Annotated in this window: 3 protein-coding genes; 2 read left to right on the top strand and 1 reads right to left on the bottom strand. The window is 66.1% G+C overall.

Annotated elements, in window-relative coordinates; translation table 11 throughout:
- Positions 1-18 precede the first annotated feature (18 nt).
- The gene (locus tag ACF8MI_RS14440; protein ID WP_200928662.1) at positions 19-1,032 is read left to right on the top strand and encodes a GNAT family N-acetyltransferase; all 1,014 of its coding nucleotides are present in this window, start codon (positions 19-21) and stop codon (positions 1,030-1,032) included.
- A 32-nt stretch (positions 1,033-1,064) separates the two neighbouring features.
- Here ACF8MI_RS14440 and ACF8MI_RS14435 read toward each other — a convergent pair whose 3' ends face one another.
- The gene (locus tag ACF8MI_RS14435; RefSeq protein ID WP_016711688.1) at positions 1,065-1,595 is read right to left on the bottom strand and encodes an RNA polymerase factor sigma-70; all 531 of its coding nucleotides are present in this window, start codon (positions 1,593-1,595) and stop codon (positions 1,065-1,067) included.
- Positions 1,596-1,970: 375 nt separating this feature from the next.
- Between ACF8MI_RS14435 and ACF8MI_RS14430 the strand changes: the two genes are divergently transcribed.
- Positions 1,971-14,924, top strand: a complete 12,954-nt coding sequence (locus ACF8MI_RS14430) for a non-ribosomal peptide synthetase (RefSeq protein WP_392517576.1) — start codon at positions 1,971-1,973, stop codon at positions 14,922-14,924.
- Positions 14,925-14,928 lie beyond the last annotated feature (4 nt).

Below are 14,928 nucleotides of genomic sequence, written 5' to 3'. Positions count from 1 at the left end.
TTTTCGTGAGTCAAGCCCATGCCGTTCGATGCCGCTTCGCAGCCCCCGTCACCGCCACGCTGGCGCCACCTCAGTGCCGAGGAGGGGGGCGGCTGGCTGAGCCTTACCCTTGAAGGCCAACCGTTGATCCAGGTGCGCCTGGAGGCCGGTGCCGCCTTGCATGTTCACCTGGACCGTCTTTGCCCCGAGCGCCCGTACCAGGCCTTGTGGGCTGCCTGCTACTGGTTGCTGTCTCGAGACACGGCCTGCCAGCGCCTGGTCTGGCACTTGCCCGAGCCACAGCCTCAGGCGCTGGCCTGTGGTTTGCTGCGGGTGGGCGAGCAGCCTGGCCAATACCTGTGCGAGCGGGCGTTGTTCTGGCAGTTGCCACAGCCTTGGCTGGGGGAGTCGATGGCGGCGGTGTACCCGCAGCAGATGCAGATCAGCAACGGCAAACGCCACCCACGCCGCGCACCCAAGCCGCGTGGTGAGGTGTACCGGCGCTTCGATGCGCGCCTGGGAAGCTGGGTGTCGTTGCGCACCCTTGAGATCGAGCACGACCTGGAGCGTTTCAACCGCTGGCAGAACAACCCACGGGTAGAGGCGTTCTGGCAGGAGGGCGGTACGCTGGCGCAGCACCGCGAATACCTGGACAAACTCGAAGCCGACCCGCACACCCTGACGCTGATCGGCTGCTTCGATGATGAGCCGTTTGCCTACTTCGAGGCGTACTGGGCCAAGGAAGACCGTATTGCACCGTTCTACCCGGCCGATGATTACGACCGTGGCATCCACATGCTGGTAGGGGAAGAGAGCCATCGCGGGCCACACAAGGTCGCCAGCTGGCTGTCGGCGCTGGTGCACTACCTGTTTCTGGATGACCCGCGTACCCAACGGGTGGTGGCCGAGCCGCGTGCCGACAACGGCAAGATGATCGGCTACATGCAGGACCAGTGCTTCCATTGCGACAAGGAGTTCGACTTCCCGCACAAGCGGGCGGCGTTGATGATTCTGGGGCGGGAGCGCTTCTTCGATCGCTGCAGATTGGCTTGAGGGTCATGGGGCCGCTTAGCGGCCCCATAAGATCAACCTTGGCGATTGGCCGTCTTGCGGCAATGCACCAGTGCATCACGGATCATGAAGTTGACCAGTGTCGGCGACACGCCCAGCTCCTTGGCGATGTCCTTCTGCGGCACGCCGTGCAAGCGGTACATCTCGAAGGCGTAGCGGGTGCGCTGCGGCAGCTCGTTCAGTGCCTCGGCAATGTCATCCAGCGCAGCGAGGTTGATGTGCGTGGCTTCGGGCGAGGCGTTCTGGATGACCACATTCAGGCCTTCCTCCTCGCTGCCGGAGTATTTCAGCTCCATCGCCTGCTTGCGGTAATGGTCGATCGCCAGGTTGCGCACGATCTGGAACAGGTAGCTGAGCTGCGCCTTGAACGACGATGTGATCTGCGGGGCGGCGCTGAGCCGGAAGAAGGCGTCCTGCACCACATCTTCGGCGCGCGAGCGGCAGCCGGTAATGCGCGCAGCGATCTTGACCAGGATGCTGCGGTTGTCGACGAAGGCCTGCAGTAATGGTGAATCGCACTTACTTGTGGATAGTTGTTCCGCCATGGAAATCACCTTGTCACAGAGGGGAAAGGAGGCACCCAAGGCTGGGAAGCTTCCTACGACGTGCGACAAGCTATTCAGAATGATAATGATTGTCAAATGCGAAACGTAATTAGTATCTGTATTTTTCAGTTCTAAGGCCGCGCGTCTCTGTCTCAGGAATAACTGGCCCGAAACAAATGTGGGAGGCGGCTTGCCGGCGATGCGCCGCGCGGGCGGCGCTCGATCTCCCAGGCGTCACACCTCTCAAGACATGACCCGTTAATTTCTGCCCCTGCCCATCCGTTCCCCTGTGTACATCCTTGGTCGCCATTCGCTGCCCGCCCACGTTCGCGCCGCAGCCGGCCCGCCCCACCCAGACACTGGCAGGAACACCCCATGACGGACGCCTTCGAACTCCCGCTCTCGCTGGTCCAGGCCCTGGCGCAACGCGCCGCCCAGACCCCGGACAAGGTCGCCTTGCGCTTTCTGGCCGACGCCCCCGGCGAGCAGGCCGTGCTCAGCTATCGGGACCTCGACCAGCGCGCCCGCACCATCGCCGCCGCCTTGCAGGCCCGTGCCGGCTTCGGCGACCGTGCGGTGCTGTTGTTCCCCAGCGGCCCGGACTACGTGGCAGCGTTCTTCGGCTGCCTGTATGCCGGCGTGATCGCGGTACCGGCGTATCCGCCAGAGTCCGCGCGCCAGCACCACCAGGAGCGTTTGCTGTCGATCATCGATGACGCCGAGCCACGTCTGTTGCTGACCGTGGCGGCACTGCACGGCAACCTGCAGGGCCTGGAAGCCCTGGCAGCGGACAACGGCCCTGAGCTGCTGGCAGTGGATAGCCTGGACCCGGCGTTGGCCGCGAACTGGCGCGAACCTACGCTGAAAGGCGATGACATCGCCTTCCTGCAATACACCTCCGGCTCCACCGCGTTGCCCAAGGGCGTGCAAGTCAGCCATGGCAACCTGGTGGCCAACGAGCAGTTGATTCGCCAAGGCTTCGGCATCGATCTCAACCCCGACGACGTGATCGTCAGCTGGTTGCCGCTGTACCACGACATGGGCCTGATCGGCGGCCTGTTGCAACCCATCTTCAGCGGAGTGCCGTGTGTGCTGATGTCGCCGGGCTACTTCCTGGCCCGGCCACTGCGCTGGTTGCAGGCCATCAGCGAGTACGGCGGCACCATCAGCGGTGGCCCCGACTTTGCCTACCGCCTGTGCAGCGAACGGGTCAGCGAGGCCGCGTTGGCCGGGCTAGACCTTAGCCGCTGGCGCGTGGCCTATTCCGGCTCCGAACCGATCCGCCAGGATAGCCTGGCCACCTTCGCCGACAAGTTCCAGGCCTGCGGTTTCGATGCGTCCAGTTTCTTCGCCAGCTACGGCCTGGCCGAAGCCACCCTGTTCGTCAGCGGCAGCCGCCGCGGCCAGGGTATCGCCGCGCTGGAGCTGGACGCCGAAGCCTTCGCCGCCAACCGTGCCCAGCCGGGCCAGGGCAGCGTGCTGATGAGCTGCGGCTACCCGCAGCCTGGGCACGCCGTGCGCATTGTCGAGCCGCAGCAGCTGCAGGTACTGGGCGACAACCAGGTGGGTGAAATCTGGGCGGGTGGCCCAAGCATCGCCTTGGGTTACTGGCGCAACCCCGAAGCCAGCGCACGCACTTTTGTCGAAATGGACGGCCAGACCTGGCTGCGCACCGGCGACCTGGGCTTCATGCGCGAGGGCGAGGTGTTCGTCACCGGGCGCCTGAAAGACATGCTGATCGTGCGTGGGCAGAACCTCTACCCGCAGGACCTGGAGAAAGCCCTCGAGCGTGAAGTTGAAGTATTGCGCAAAGGGCGGGTGGCCGTGTTCGCCGTCGAGCATCAGGGCGAGGAGGGCATCGGCGTGGCGGTGGAGATAAGCCGCAACGTGCAAAAGGCAATCAAGCCTCAAGACCTGATCAAGACCCTGCGCCAGGTAATCGCCGATGCCTGCCGCCAGGCCCCGGCCGTGGTCCTGCTGCTGAACCCCGGCGCGCTGCCCAAGACCTCCAGCGGCAAGCTGCAGCGCTCGGCCTGCCGCCTGCGCATGGGCGATGGCAGCCTGGACTGCTATGCCCGCTTCCCGGATGTGAGCGAAGCCGCTACGGGCGCGGGTGCTGCCGATGAACTGCAGGCACGCATCGCTGCGGTGTGGCGCGACATCCTCAAGGTCGAGGCGATTGCGGCCGACGACCACTTCCTGCTGCTGGGCGGCAACTCCATCGCCGCCACCCAGGCCACCGCCCGACTGGCCGATGAGCTGGGTATCAACCTGAGCCTGCGCACCCTGTTCGAAGCGCCGGTGCTGGCCGATTACAGTAGCGCTGTGGCGTCGGTCATCGCGCAGGGCGCTGCCGAAACCGCCACTATCGCAACGCTGGAACGCGGCCAGGCCTTGCCCCAGTCGCTGGCGCAAAACCGCTTATGGCTGATGTGGCAGTTGGCGCCACAATCGGCGGCCTACAACATTCCGGCCGGCCTGCAGCTGCGTGGCGAGCTGGACGAAAGCGCGCTGGAGGCTGCCTTTCAGGCGCTGGTGGCACGCCACGAATCCCTGCGCACCGTCTTCAGTGAAGAAGACGGCCAGGCCCTGCAGCGCATCCTGGCGCAACAGCCGTTCAGCCTGCACCGCCTGGACCTCGAAGGCCAGTCCGCCGAGCAGGTCAGCGCCCAGCGTGAAGCCGAAGCCCGCCAGCCGTTCGACCTGACCCAGGGCCCGCTTCTGCGCGTGACCCTGGCCCGGCTGGACGATGAAGACCACCAGCTGTGGGTGACCTTGCACCACATCGTCGCCGACGGCTGGTCGCTGAACATCTTGCTGGATGAATTCGCCAGGCTGTACGCCGCCTGCTGCCAGGGCCTGGAGGCCAACCTGGCGCCGCTGACCCTGGGTTACGCCGACTATGGCACCTGGCAGCGACAATGGCTGGCCGACGGTGAAGCCGAACGCCAATTGCAGTACTGGAAGGTACAGTTGGGCGGCGACCTGCCGGCGCTTGACCTGTGCACCGACCACCCCCGCGCCAGCCAGCGCGAGCACAGTGCTTCACGTTTCAATCTGAAGGTGCCGGCCAAGCTCACCGAAGCACTCAAAGGCCTGGCCCGCGAACAGCAGGCCAGCCTGTTCATGGTCCTGCTGGCCGGCTGGCAGGCGCTGCTGCACCGCTACAGTGGCCAGGCCGACATCCGCGTCGGCGTGCCCAACGCCAACCGCCCGCGCCTGGAAACCCAAGGCCTGGTCGGCTTCTTCATCAACACCCAGGTGCTGCGCGCACAGCTCGATGGCCGCCTGCCGTTCACGCAGCTGCTGGCCCAGGTGCGCCAAGCCACCCTGGAGGCCCAGGCCAACCAGGACTTGCCGTTCGAACAGCTGGTCGAAGCCCTGCCCGAAGCGCGCGAACAAGGCCTGTTCCAGGTCATGTTCAACCACCAGCAGCGCGACCTGTCGGCCTTGCGCCGCCTGCCGGGTCTGTTGGCCGAGGAGCTGCCGTGGCACAGCCGCGAAGCCAAATTCGACTTGCAGCTGCACAGTGAAGAAGACCACCAGGGCCGCCTGAGCCTGGCCTTCGACTATGCGGGCGAGCTGTTCGACACCAGCACCGTCAAACGCCTGGCCCATCACTTGCTGACGCTGCTGGAGCAAGTGAGTGCCGCGCCACAGCGGGCCTTGGGTGAGGTGCAATTGCTGGACGAGGCTGGCCGAGCGCAGCTGCTGAGCTGGGGCCAGGCGCCGGCCATCGCGCCGCAACGGCTGCTGGTCGAGCAGCTTAACGAACAGGCCCGCCTGACCCCGCAGCGCACAGCGCTGGTCTGGGACGGCGGCAGCCTCGACTACGCCGAACTGCACCAGCAGGCCAACCGCCTGGCCCATTACCTGCGTGACAAAGGCGTCGGCCCCGACACCTGCGTCGCCATTGCCATCGAGCGTTCGCCGCAGTTGCTGGTTGGCCTGCTGGCCATCCTCAAGGCGGGCGGCGCCTACGTGCCGCTGGATGTCGATTACCCGACCGAACGCCTGGCCTACATGCTCACCGACTGCAACGCCGGCCTGCTGCTGAGCCACAGCAGCCTGCTGGGCAAGTTGCCGCAGGTCGACGGCGTCAGCGCCATCGCCCTCGACCAGTTGCACCTGGACAGCTGGCCCAGCCACGCGCCAGGCCTGCAGCTGCACGGCGACAACCTGGCCTACGTGATCTACACCTCCGGCTCCACCGGCCAGCCCAAAGGCGTGGGCAACACCCATGCGGCACTGGCCGAACGCTTGCAGTGGATGCAGGCCACCTATGCGCTGAATGACAGCGACGTGCTGATGCAGAAGGCGCCGATCAGCTTCGATGTATCGGTATGGGAATGCTTCTGGCCGCTGGTCACCGGTTGCAAGCTGATACTGGCCGGCCCCGGCGAGCACCGCGACCCGCAGCGCATCGCTGCGCTGGTACAGGCCCATGGTGTGACCACGCTGCACTTCGTGCCGCCGCTGTTGCAAGTGTTTGTCCAGGAGCCGCAGGTGGCCGCCTGCAACAGCCTGCGCCGCGTGTTCTCGGGCGGCGAAGCGCTGTCCGCCGCCTTGCGCGACCGCGTATTGCAAGTGCTGCCACAGGTGCAACTGCACAACCGCTATGGCCCGACCGAAACCGCCATCAACGTCACCCACTGGCACTGCCAGGTGGCCGATGGCGAGCGCTCGCCCATCGGCCGCCCGTTGGGCAATGTGCTGTGCCGCGTGCTGGACGATGAGCTGGAACTGACGGCCCCCGGCGTACCGGGCGAGCTGTACCTCGGTGGCGCAGGCCTGGCCCGTGGCTATCTGGGCCGCCCCGGCCTTACCGCCGAACGCTTCGTGCCCCAGGCCGACGGCAATGGCGAACGCCTGTACCGCAGCGGCGACCGCGCCCGCTGGCAGGTTCAGCTTGAGGCCCTGGAGTACCTCGGTCGCCTCGACCAGCAGGTGAAGGTGCGCGGCTTCCGTGTCGAGCCGGAGGAAGTACAGGCCTGCCTGCTGGCCCAGGCCGGTGTCGATCAGGCACTGGTACTGATTCACAAGGATGCTGTCGGCGCGCAACTGGTCGGCTACTACAGCGGCAGTGCCCAACCCGCCGGGTTGCTGGCGGTGCTGGCTGAACAACTGCCCGCCTACATGGTGCCGGCGCAACTCATCCCGCTGGCACAGATGCCACTGGGCCCCAGCGGCAAAGTCGACCGCAAGGCGCTGCCGGCCCCGGTGTGGCAGCAACGCGAACACGTCGAGCCAAAAACCGAGCTGCAACAGCAGGTCGCTGCCATTTGGCGTGAGGTGCTGAACCTGCCGCGTGTCGGCCTGCAGGACGACTTTTTCGCCCTGGGCGGGCATTCGCTGCTGGCCACCCAGATCGTCTCGCGCAGCCGCCAGGCTTGTGACGTCGAACTGCCACTCAAGGCCTTGTTCGAAGCCAGCGAGCTGGGCGCGTTCTGTGCCGAGATCGCACGCATCCGCGCCGCCGGCGAGCGCAACCTGCAAGGCGAAATCGCCCGTGTCGACCGCAGCCGGGCCGTGCCGTTGTCGTATTCGCAGCAGCGCATGTGGTTCCTCTGGCAAATGGAGCCGGACAGCCCGGCCTACAACGTCGGCGGCATGGCGCGCCTGCGCGGCACCCTGCATGTAGACGCCTTCGAGCGTGCACTGCAGGCGCTGATCGTGCGCCATGAAACCCTGCGCACCACGTTCCCCAGCATCGACGGTGTGCCGTACCAGTGCGTGGCCGAAGACAGCGGCCTGCAGCTGGACTGGCAAGACTTCAGCGCCTTGCCCGCCGATACCCGCCAGCAACGCCTGCAACAACTGGCCGACGACCAGGCGCACCAGCCGTTCGACCTGGAGCGTGGCCCGCTGCTGCGCGCCTGCCTGGTCAAGGCCGAGGAGCGTGAGCACTTCTTCGTGCTGACCCTGCACCACATCGTCACCGAAGGCTGGGCCATGGACATTTTCGCCCGCGAACTGGGCGAGCTGTACGAGGCCTTTGTCGATGACCGCGAATCGCCGCTGGCGCCGCTGCCGGTGCAATACCTGGACTACAGCGTGTGGCAACGGCAGTGGCTGGAAAGCGGCGAGGGTGCCCGCCAGCTGGATTACTGGAAGGCCCGTCTGGGCGACGAACACCCGGTGCTGGCATTGCCCGCCGACCGCCCGCGCCCGGCCGTGCAGAGCCACCGTGGCGAGCTGTACCGCTTCGAGCTCGACCCAGCATTGGTCGCTCGCGTGCATGCCTTCAACAGCCAGCGCGGCCTGACCCTGTTCATGACCATGACCGCCACCCTGGCCGCCTTGCTGCACCGCTACAGTGGCCAGCGAGACCTGCGCATCGGCGCGCCGGTGGCCAACCGCATTCGCCCGGAAAGCGAAGGCCTGATCGGCGCCTTCCTCAACACCCAGGTGCTGCGTTGCGAGCTGGACGGGCAGATGACCGCCAGCGACCTGCTGGAGCAGATGCGCCAGGCCGCCATCGAAGGCCAGTCGCACCAGGACCTGCCGTTCGACCAGCTGGTCGAGGCCTTGCAGCCACCGCGCAGCAGTGCCTACAACCCGCTGTTCCAGGTGATGTGCAACGTGCAGCGCTGGGCCTTCCAGCAAAGCCGCACGCTGGCCGGCATGCAGGTGGATTACCTGGTCAACGACGCCAGCGCCACCAAGTTCGACCTGTACCTGGAAGTGACCGACCTCGACGGCCGCCTGGGCTGCTGCCTGACCTACAGCCGCGACCTGTTCGAAGAGCCACGCATCGCACGCATGGCCGAGCACTGGCAACAACTGTTGGTCGGTCTGCTGGACAACCCGCAACAGCGCCTGTGCGAGCTGCCGATGCTGAGCAGCGCCGAGCAGCAGGTGTTGGTGGGCCAGTTGCAGGGTGAGCAGGACTTCGACCTTGACCACACGCTGCATGGCCTGTTCGCCACCCAGGCGGCCCGCACGCCACAGGCGGGTGCGCTGACCTTCGCCGGCCAGCACATGACCTACGCCGAGCTCGACCAGCAGGCCAACCGCCTGGCCCGCGCCCTGCGTGAGCGTGGTGTCGGCCCGCAGGTACGCGTGGGCCTGGCGCTGGAACGCTCGCTGGAAATGGTCGTCGGCCTGCTGGCCATCCTCAAGGCGGGGGGCGCCTATGTGCCGCTGGACCCAGAGTACCCGCTCGACCGCCTGCGCTACATGATCGAGGACAGCCGCATTGGCTTGCTGATCAGCCAGCGCGAGCTGCTGCAAACCCTGGGCGACCTGCCCGAAGGCGTGGCCCGCTGGAGCCTGGAAGACGATGCCGCCAGCCTTTCGGCCTACAGCGATGCACCGCTAAACAACCTCAGCCTGCCGCAGCACCAGGCCTACCTGATCTACACCTCCGGCTCCACCGGCAAGCCCAAGGGCGTGGTGGTCAGCCACGGCGAATTCGCCATGCATTGCCAGGCGGTGATCGCCGCATTCGGCATGCGCAGCGATGACTGCGAGCTGCATTTCTATTCGATCAACTTCGACGCGGCCAGCGAGCGCCTGTGGGTGCCGCTGCTATGCGGTGCCCGCGTGGTGCTGCGCGCTCAGGGGCAGTGGGGCGCCGAAGAGATCTGCCAGCTGGTACGTGATCAGCAGGTAAGCATTCTGGGCTTTACCCCCAGCTATGGCAGCCAGTTGGCCCAATACCTGGGCGGGCAAGGCGAACAACTGCCGGTGCGCCTGGTGATTACCGGTGGCGAAGCGCTGACTGGCGAGCACCTGCAGCGTATTCGCCAGGCCTTTGCGCCGCAGCAGTTCTTCAACGCCTACGGCCCGACCGAAACCGTGGTCATGCCGCTGGCCTGCCTGGCGCCAGAAACGCTGCAGGCAGAGCTGGGCAGCGTGCCGATCGGCCGCGTCATCGGTAGCCGCACGGCCTACATCCTCGACGAAGATCTGGCCTTGCTGCCACAGGGCGGCATTGGCGAACTGTATGTCGGCGGTGCCGGCTTGGCCCAGGGCTACCACGACCGCCCGGGCCTCAGCGCCGAGCGCTTCGTCGCCGACCCGTTCAGCACTGAAGGCGGGCGCCTGTACCGCACCGGCGACCTGGTGCGCCTGGGCACGGATGGCCTGGTGGAATACGTCGGCCGTGCCGACCAGCAGGTGAAGATTCGCGGCTTCCGCATCGAGTTGGGCGAAATCGAAAGCCGCCTGCAGGCGCATGCCGACGTCGAAGAGGCTGTGGTGCTGGCCCTCGACCTGCCTGGTGGCAAGCAGCTGGTGGGTTACCTGGTGTGCAAGCAGGCCGCTGCCGGTAGCGAGGCGCAAAGCCTGTTGCGCGAAGGAGTAAAGGCTGATGCCCGCCAGCACCTGCCGGACTACATGGTGCCTGCGCACCTGGTGCTGCTCGAAAGCCTGCCGCTGATGGGTAACGGCAAGCTCGACCGCCGTGCCTTGCCGCTGCCCGATCTGGAGCAGGCCCGCCAGCAATCCCAAGCCCCCGGCAACGAAGTGGAGGCGCAACTCGCGCAGATCTGGCGCGATGTGCTCAATGTTGCCCAGGTTGGCGTGCAAGACAACTTCTTCGAACTGGGCGGCGACTCGATCCTGTCGATTCAGGTGGTCAGCCGGGCCCGTCAGGCCGGCTTGCAATTCACCCCGCGCGACCTTTTCCAGCACCAGACCATCCAGATCTTGGCTGAGGTGGTTCAGCGCAGCGAAGCTGCCAGCACCATCGAACAGGGCGAGCGCCAGGGCCAGGTCGGCCTGACGCCGATCCAGCACTGGTTCTTCGACAGCGAGGTGCCGCAGCCGCAGCACTGGAACCAGGCGGTGTTGCTGGAAGCGCGTCAGCCGCTGGATGAGGCTGCGCTGGCGCAGGCCTTGGCCGCACTGGTCCAGCACCACGACAGCTTGCGCCTGCGCTTCAGCGAGGCCCATGGCCGCTGGCAGGCCGAGTATGCCCAGCCAGCCGCCGAGCAACTGCTGTGGACCGCCACTGTCGCCGACTTCGCCGATTGCCAGGCGCTATACACCGATTTGCAGCGTAGCCTCGACCTGCAACAGGGCCCGCTGCTGCGTGCCTTGCTGGTGCGTGACGGGCAGGGCAGCCAGCGCCTGTTGCTGGCGATTCATCACCTAGTGGTCGATGGCGTGTCCTGGCGGGTGCTGCTTGAAGACCTGCAGGCGTTGTACCGTGGCCAGCCGCTGCCGGCCAAGACCCACGCCATGGGCGACTGGGCCGCGCGCCTGGCCAGCTACGCGGGCAGCGATTCGCTGCGTGACGAACTGGGCTGGTGGCAAGGCCAGTTGGGTGGCGTGCGCCGCGAGTTGCCGTGCGATCACCCGCAAGGTGGCAACCTGCACCGCCACGCCCGCACCCTGCCCATCGGCCTGGATGTGGAGCAGACTCGGCAACTGCTGCAACAGGCTCCGGCGGCCTACCACACTCAGGTCAACGACCTGCTGCTGACGGCGCTGGCGCGAACCTTGTGCCGCTGGAGCGGCGATGAGGAGGTGCTGGTGCAGCTCGAAGGCCATGGCCGTGACGGGTTGTTCGAAGACATGGACCTGACCCGCAGCGTCGGCTGGTTCACCAACGCGTATCCGCTCAGCCTGCGCCCACAGCCAGGCGAGGACGATGCGGCGCGGGCCGGTTCGATCAAGCGCATCAAGGAACAACTGCGCCAGGTGCCGCACAAAGGCCTGGGCTATGGCGTGCTGCGCTACCTGGCCGACCCGCAAGTGCGCGAGCCGATGGCGGCCTTGCCGCAGGCGCGCATCACCTTCAACTACCTGGGCCAGTTCGACCAGCAGTTCGACCGCGCGGCGCTGTTCCAGCCGCTGGAAGCCCCGGCCGGCTTGGCGCATGACCTCGATGCTCCGCTGCCCAACGGGTTGAGCGTCGATGGCCAGGTGTATGGCGGTGCCTTGCAACTGCGCTGGAAGTTCAGTGCCGAGCGCTACGACGAGCGCACCATCGCTGCCTTGGCCGAAGCCTACCGCCAGGAACTGCTGGCGTTGGTCGCCCATTGCCTGGCCGATGGCAACGGCAGCTTCACTCCGTCGGACTTCCCGCTGGCACACCTTAGCCAGGAGCAGATCGATGCGCTGCCCGTGCCAGCGGCACAGATCGAAGACGTCTACCCGCTGACGCCAATGCAGGAAGGCATGCTGCTGCACACCCTGCTGGAGCCCGGCACGGGCCTGTACTACATGCAGGACCGCTACCGCATCAACAGCGCCCTGGACCCCGCGCGTTTCGCCCAGGCCTGGCAGGCCGTGGTGGCGCGCCATGAAGCGTTGCGCGCATCGTTCAGCTGGAACAGTGGCGAGGCGATGCTGCAGATCATCCACAAGCCGGGCAGCCTGGCGGTGGACTATCAGGACTGGCGCGGTCTCGCGGACGATGCTCAGGAGCAGCGCCTGCAAGCCCTGCACAAGCAGGAGCGTGAGGCCGGGTTCGCCCTGCTCAGTGAGGCGCCGTTCCACCTGCGCCTGGTGCGCGTGGCCGACGAGCGCTACTGGTTCATGATGAGCAACCACCACATCCTGATCGATGCCTGGTGCCGCTCGCTGTTGATGAACGACTTCTTCGAGGTGTACCAGGCCCTTGGCGAAGGCCGTCAGGCCCAGCTACCGGTGCCGCCACGTTACCGCGACTACATCGGCTGGCTGCAACGCCAGGGCCTGGACGACGCACGCGCCTGGTGGCAGGCGAACCTGGCCGGTTTCGAGCGCGCCACTGCCATCCTGAGTGACCGCCCGCTGCGCCATGACCAAGCCGGCAGCGGCATGGTGGTGGGTGATTGCTACACCCGCCTTGACGTCAGTGATGGCGTGCGCCTGCGCGAACTGGCCCAGGCCCACCAGCTCACCGTCAACACCTTCGCCCAGGCGGCCTGGGCCTTGGTGCTGGCGCGTTACAGCGGCGACCGCGATGTGGCCTTTGGCGTGACCGTGGCCGGGCGCCCGGTGAGCATGCCGCAGATGCAGCGCACCGTCGGCCTGTTCATCAACAGCGTTGCCTTACGCGTGCAGTTGCCGGTAGCCGGTGAGCGCCGCAGTGTGCGCCAGTGGCTGCAAGGCCTGCTGCAAAGCAACATGGAGCTGCGCGAGTACGAATACCTGCCGCTGGTGGCGATTCAGGAGTGCAGCGAGCTGCCTAAAGGCCAGCCGCTGTTCGACAGCCTGTTCGTGTTCGAGAACGCCCCGGTGGAAACCGCCGTGCTCGATCATGCCCAGCACCTGAATGCCAGTTCCGATTCGGGCCGTACCCACACCAACTTTCCGCTGACGGCGGTGTGCTACCCGGGCGACGACCTTGGCCTGCACCTGTCGTTCGACCAGCGCTACTTCGACTTCCCAACCGTCGAGCGCTTGCTGGCCGAGTTCAAGCGCCTGCTGCTGGCGCTGGTGCAAGGCTTCGACGGCGAGGTCAGCGAACTGCCGCTGCTGGGTGCAGAAGAACAGCGCTTCCTGCTGGAGGACTGCAACCGCACTGAGCGGGCTTATCCGCTGGAGCAGAGCTACATCGCGCAGTTCGAAGCACAGGTGGCTGCGCACCCGGAACGTACCGTCGCCCGCTGCCTGGAAGCGTCTTACGACTACGCCGGGCTGAACTTGGCGGCCAACCGCCTGGGCCACGCCTTGGTCGCGGCAGGCGTGAAGGTGGACCAGCCGGTGGCACTGCTGGCCGAGCGCGGTTTGCCGCTGTTGGGCATGATCGTCGGCAGCTTCAAGGCCGGTGCGGGCTACCTGCCACTGGACCCGGGCCTGCCGGCGGCGCGCCTGCAAAGCATCATCCAGCTCAGTCGTACCCCGGTGCTGGTGTGTAGCGCGGCCTGTGCCGAGCAAGGCCGGCAGTTGCTGGGCGAACTGGAGGCTGCGCTACGGCCACAGTTGCTGGTGTGGGAAGACATCCAGGCAAGCCCGGTTGCCAGCCATAACCCTGGCATTCACAGTGGCCCGGACAACCTGGCCTATGTGATCTACACCTCAGGCTCCACCGGCCTGCCAAAAGGGGTGATGGTGGAGCAGCGCGGCATGCTCAACAACCAGCTGAGCAAGGTGCCGTACCTGGCGCTGAGCGAGCAGGACGTGATCGCCCAGACTGCCTCGCAGAGCTTCGATATTTCGGTGTGGCAGTTCCTCGCTGCACCGTTGTTCGGGGCCAAGGTGGAGATTGTGCCGAACGCCATCGCCCATGACCCGCAGGGCCTGCTGGCACATGTGCAGGCGACCGGCATCACCGTGCTGGAAAGCGTGCCATCGCTGATTCAAGGCATGCTGGCCAACGACCACCAGGCCCTCGACGGCCTGCGCTGGATGCTGCCGACCGGCGAAGCCATGCCGCCGGAGCTGGCGGCGCAGTGGCTGCAACGCTACCCGCACATTGGCCTGGTCAATGCCTACGGGCCGGCAGAATGTTCCGATGACGTGGCGTTCTTCCGTGTCGATGCTGCGTCAACCCAAGGCAGCTACCTGCCTATCGGCACACCGACCGACAACAACCGCCTGTACCTGTTCGGCGAAGACCAGGCGCTGGTGCCGCTGGGTGCGGTGGGCGAGCTGTGTGTTGCAGGGACTGGCGTGGGCCGTGGTTATGTCGGCGACCCGGTGCGCACGGCCTTGGCGTTCATTCCTCATCCTTTCGGATCGCCGGGCGAGCGCCTGTACCGCACCGGCGATCTGGCTCGGCAGCGCCCGGACGGTGTGCTGGAATACGTCGGGCGCATCGACCACCAGGTGAAGATTCGCGGTTACCGCATCGAGCTGGGCGAGATCGAAGCGCGCCTGCACGAACAGGCAGAAATCCGCGACGCTGCGGTGGGCGTGCAGGAAGGCGTCAATGGCAAGCATCTGGTCGGTTACCTCGTGGCCCACCAGGGTATCGTCGCTGACGCCGGGTTGCTGGAGCAGGTAAAGCAACGCCTGCGTGCCGAGTTGCCGGAATACATGGTGCCGCTGCACTGGGGCTGGTTCGACCACCTTCCGCACAACGCCAATGGCAAGCTCGACCGCAAGGCGTTGCCAGCCATCGACATCGGCGGCCAGCACAGCCAGGCCTATCAGGCGCCGCGCAACGCGCTGGAGGAAGTGTTGGCCGGTATCTGGGCCGATGTGCTCAAGGCCGAACGGGTGGGGGTGCACGACAACTTCTTCGAGTTGGGCGGGCATTCGTTGCTGGCCACGCAAATTGCCTCGCGGGTGCAGAAACAGCTGCAACTGAACGTGCCACTGCGGGCGATGTTCGAGTGCAGCACGGTGGAGGAGCTGGCCGAGTATGTGCAGGGGCTTCAGGGCAGTGCGCTGGATGACGACAAGGTCGACCGGCTTAGTGACCTGATGGCTGAGCTTGAGGGGCTCTAAAGTG

This window comes from Pseudomonas sp. yb_9 (assembly GCF_043103635.1).
Taxonomy (GTDB): Bacteria; Pseudomonadota; Gammaproteobacteria; order Pseudomonadales; family Pseudomonadaceae; genus Aquipseudomonas; species Aquipseudomonas monteilii.
Note: the sequence above shows the minus strand (reverse complement) of the source record. Positions and strands in the feature narration are given on the sequence as shown.

Bases quoted from the DNA above. Each gene is read 5' to 3' on its own strand.
- ACF8MI_RS14430 (WP_392517576.1), top strand. From the start codon at position 1,971: ATGACGGACGCCTTCGAACTCCCGCTCTCGCTGGTCCAGGCCCTGGCG.
- ACF8MI_RS14435 (WP_016711688.1), bottom strand. From the start codon at position 1,595: ATGGCGGAACAACTATCCACAAGTAAGTGCGATTCACCATTACTGCAG.
- ACF8MI_RS14440 (WP_200928662.1), top strand. From the start codon at position 19: ATGCCGTTCGATGCCGCTTCGCAGCCCCCGTCACCGCCACGCTGGCGC.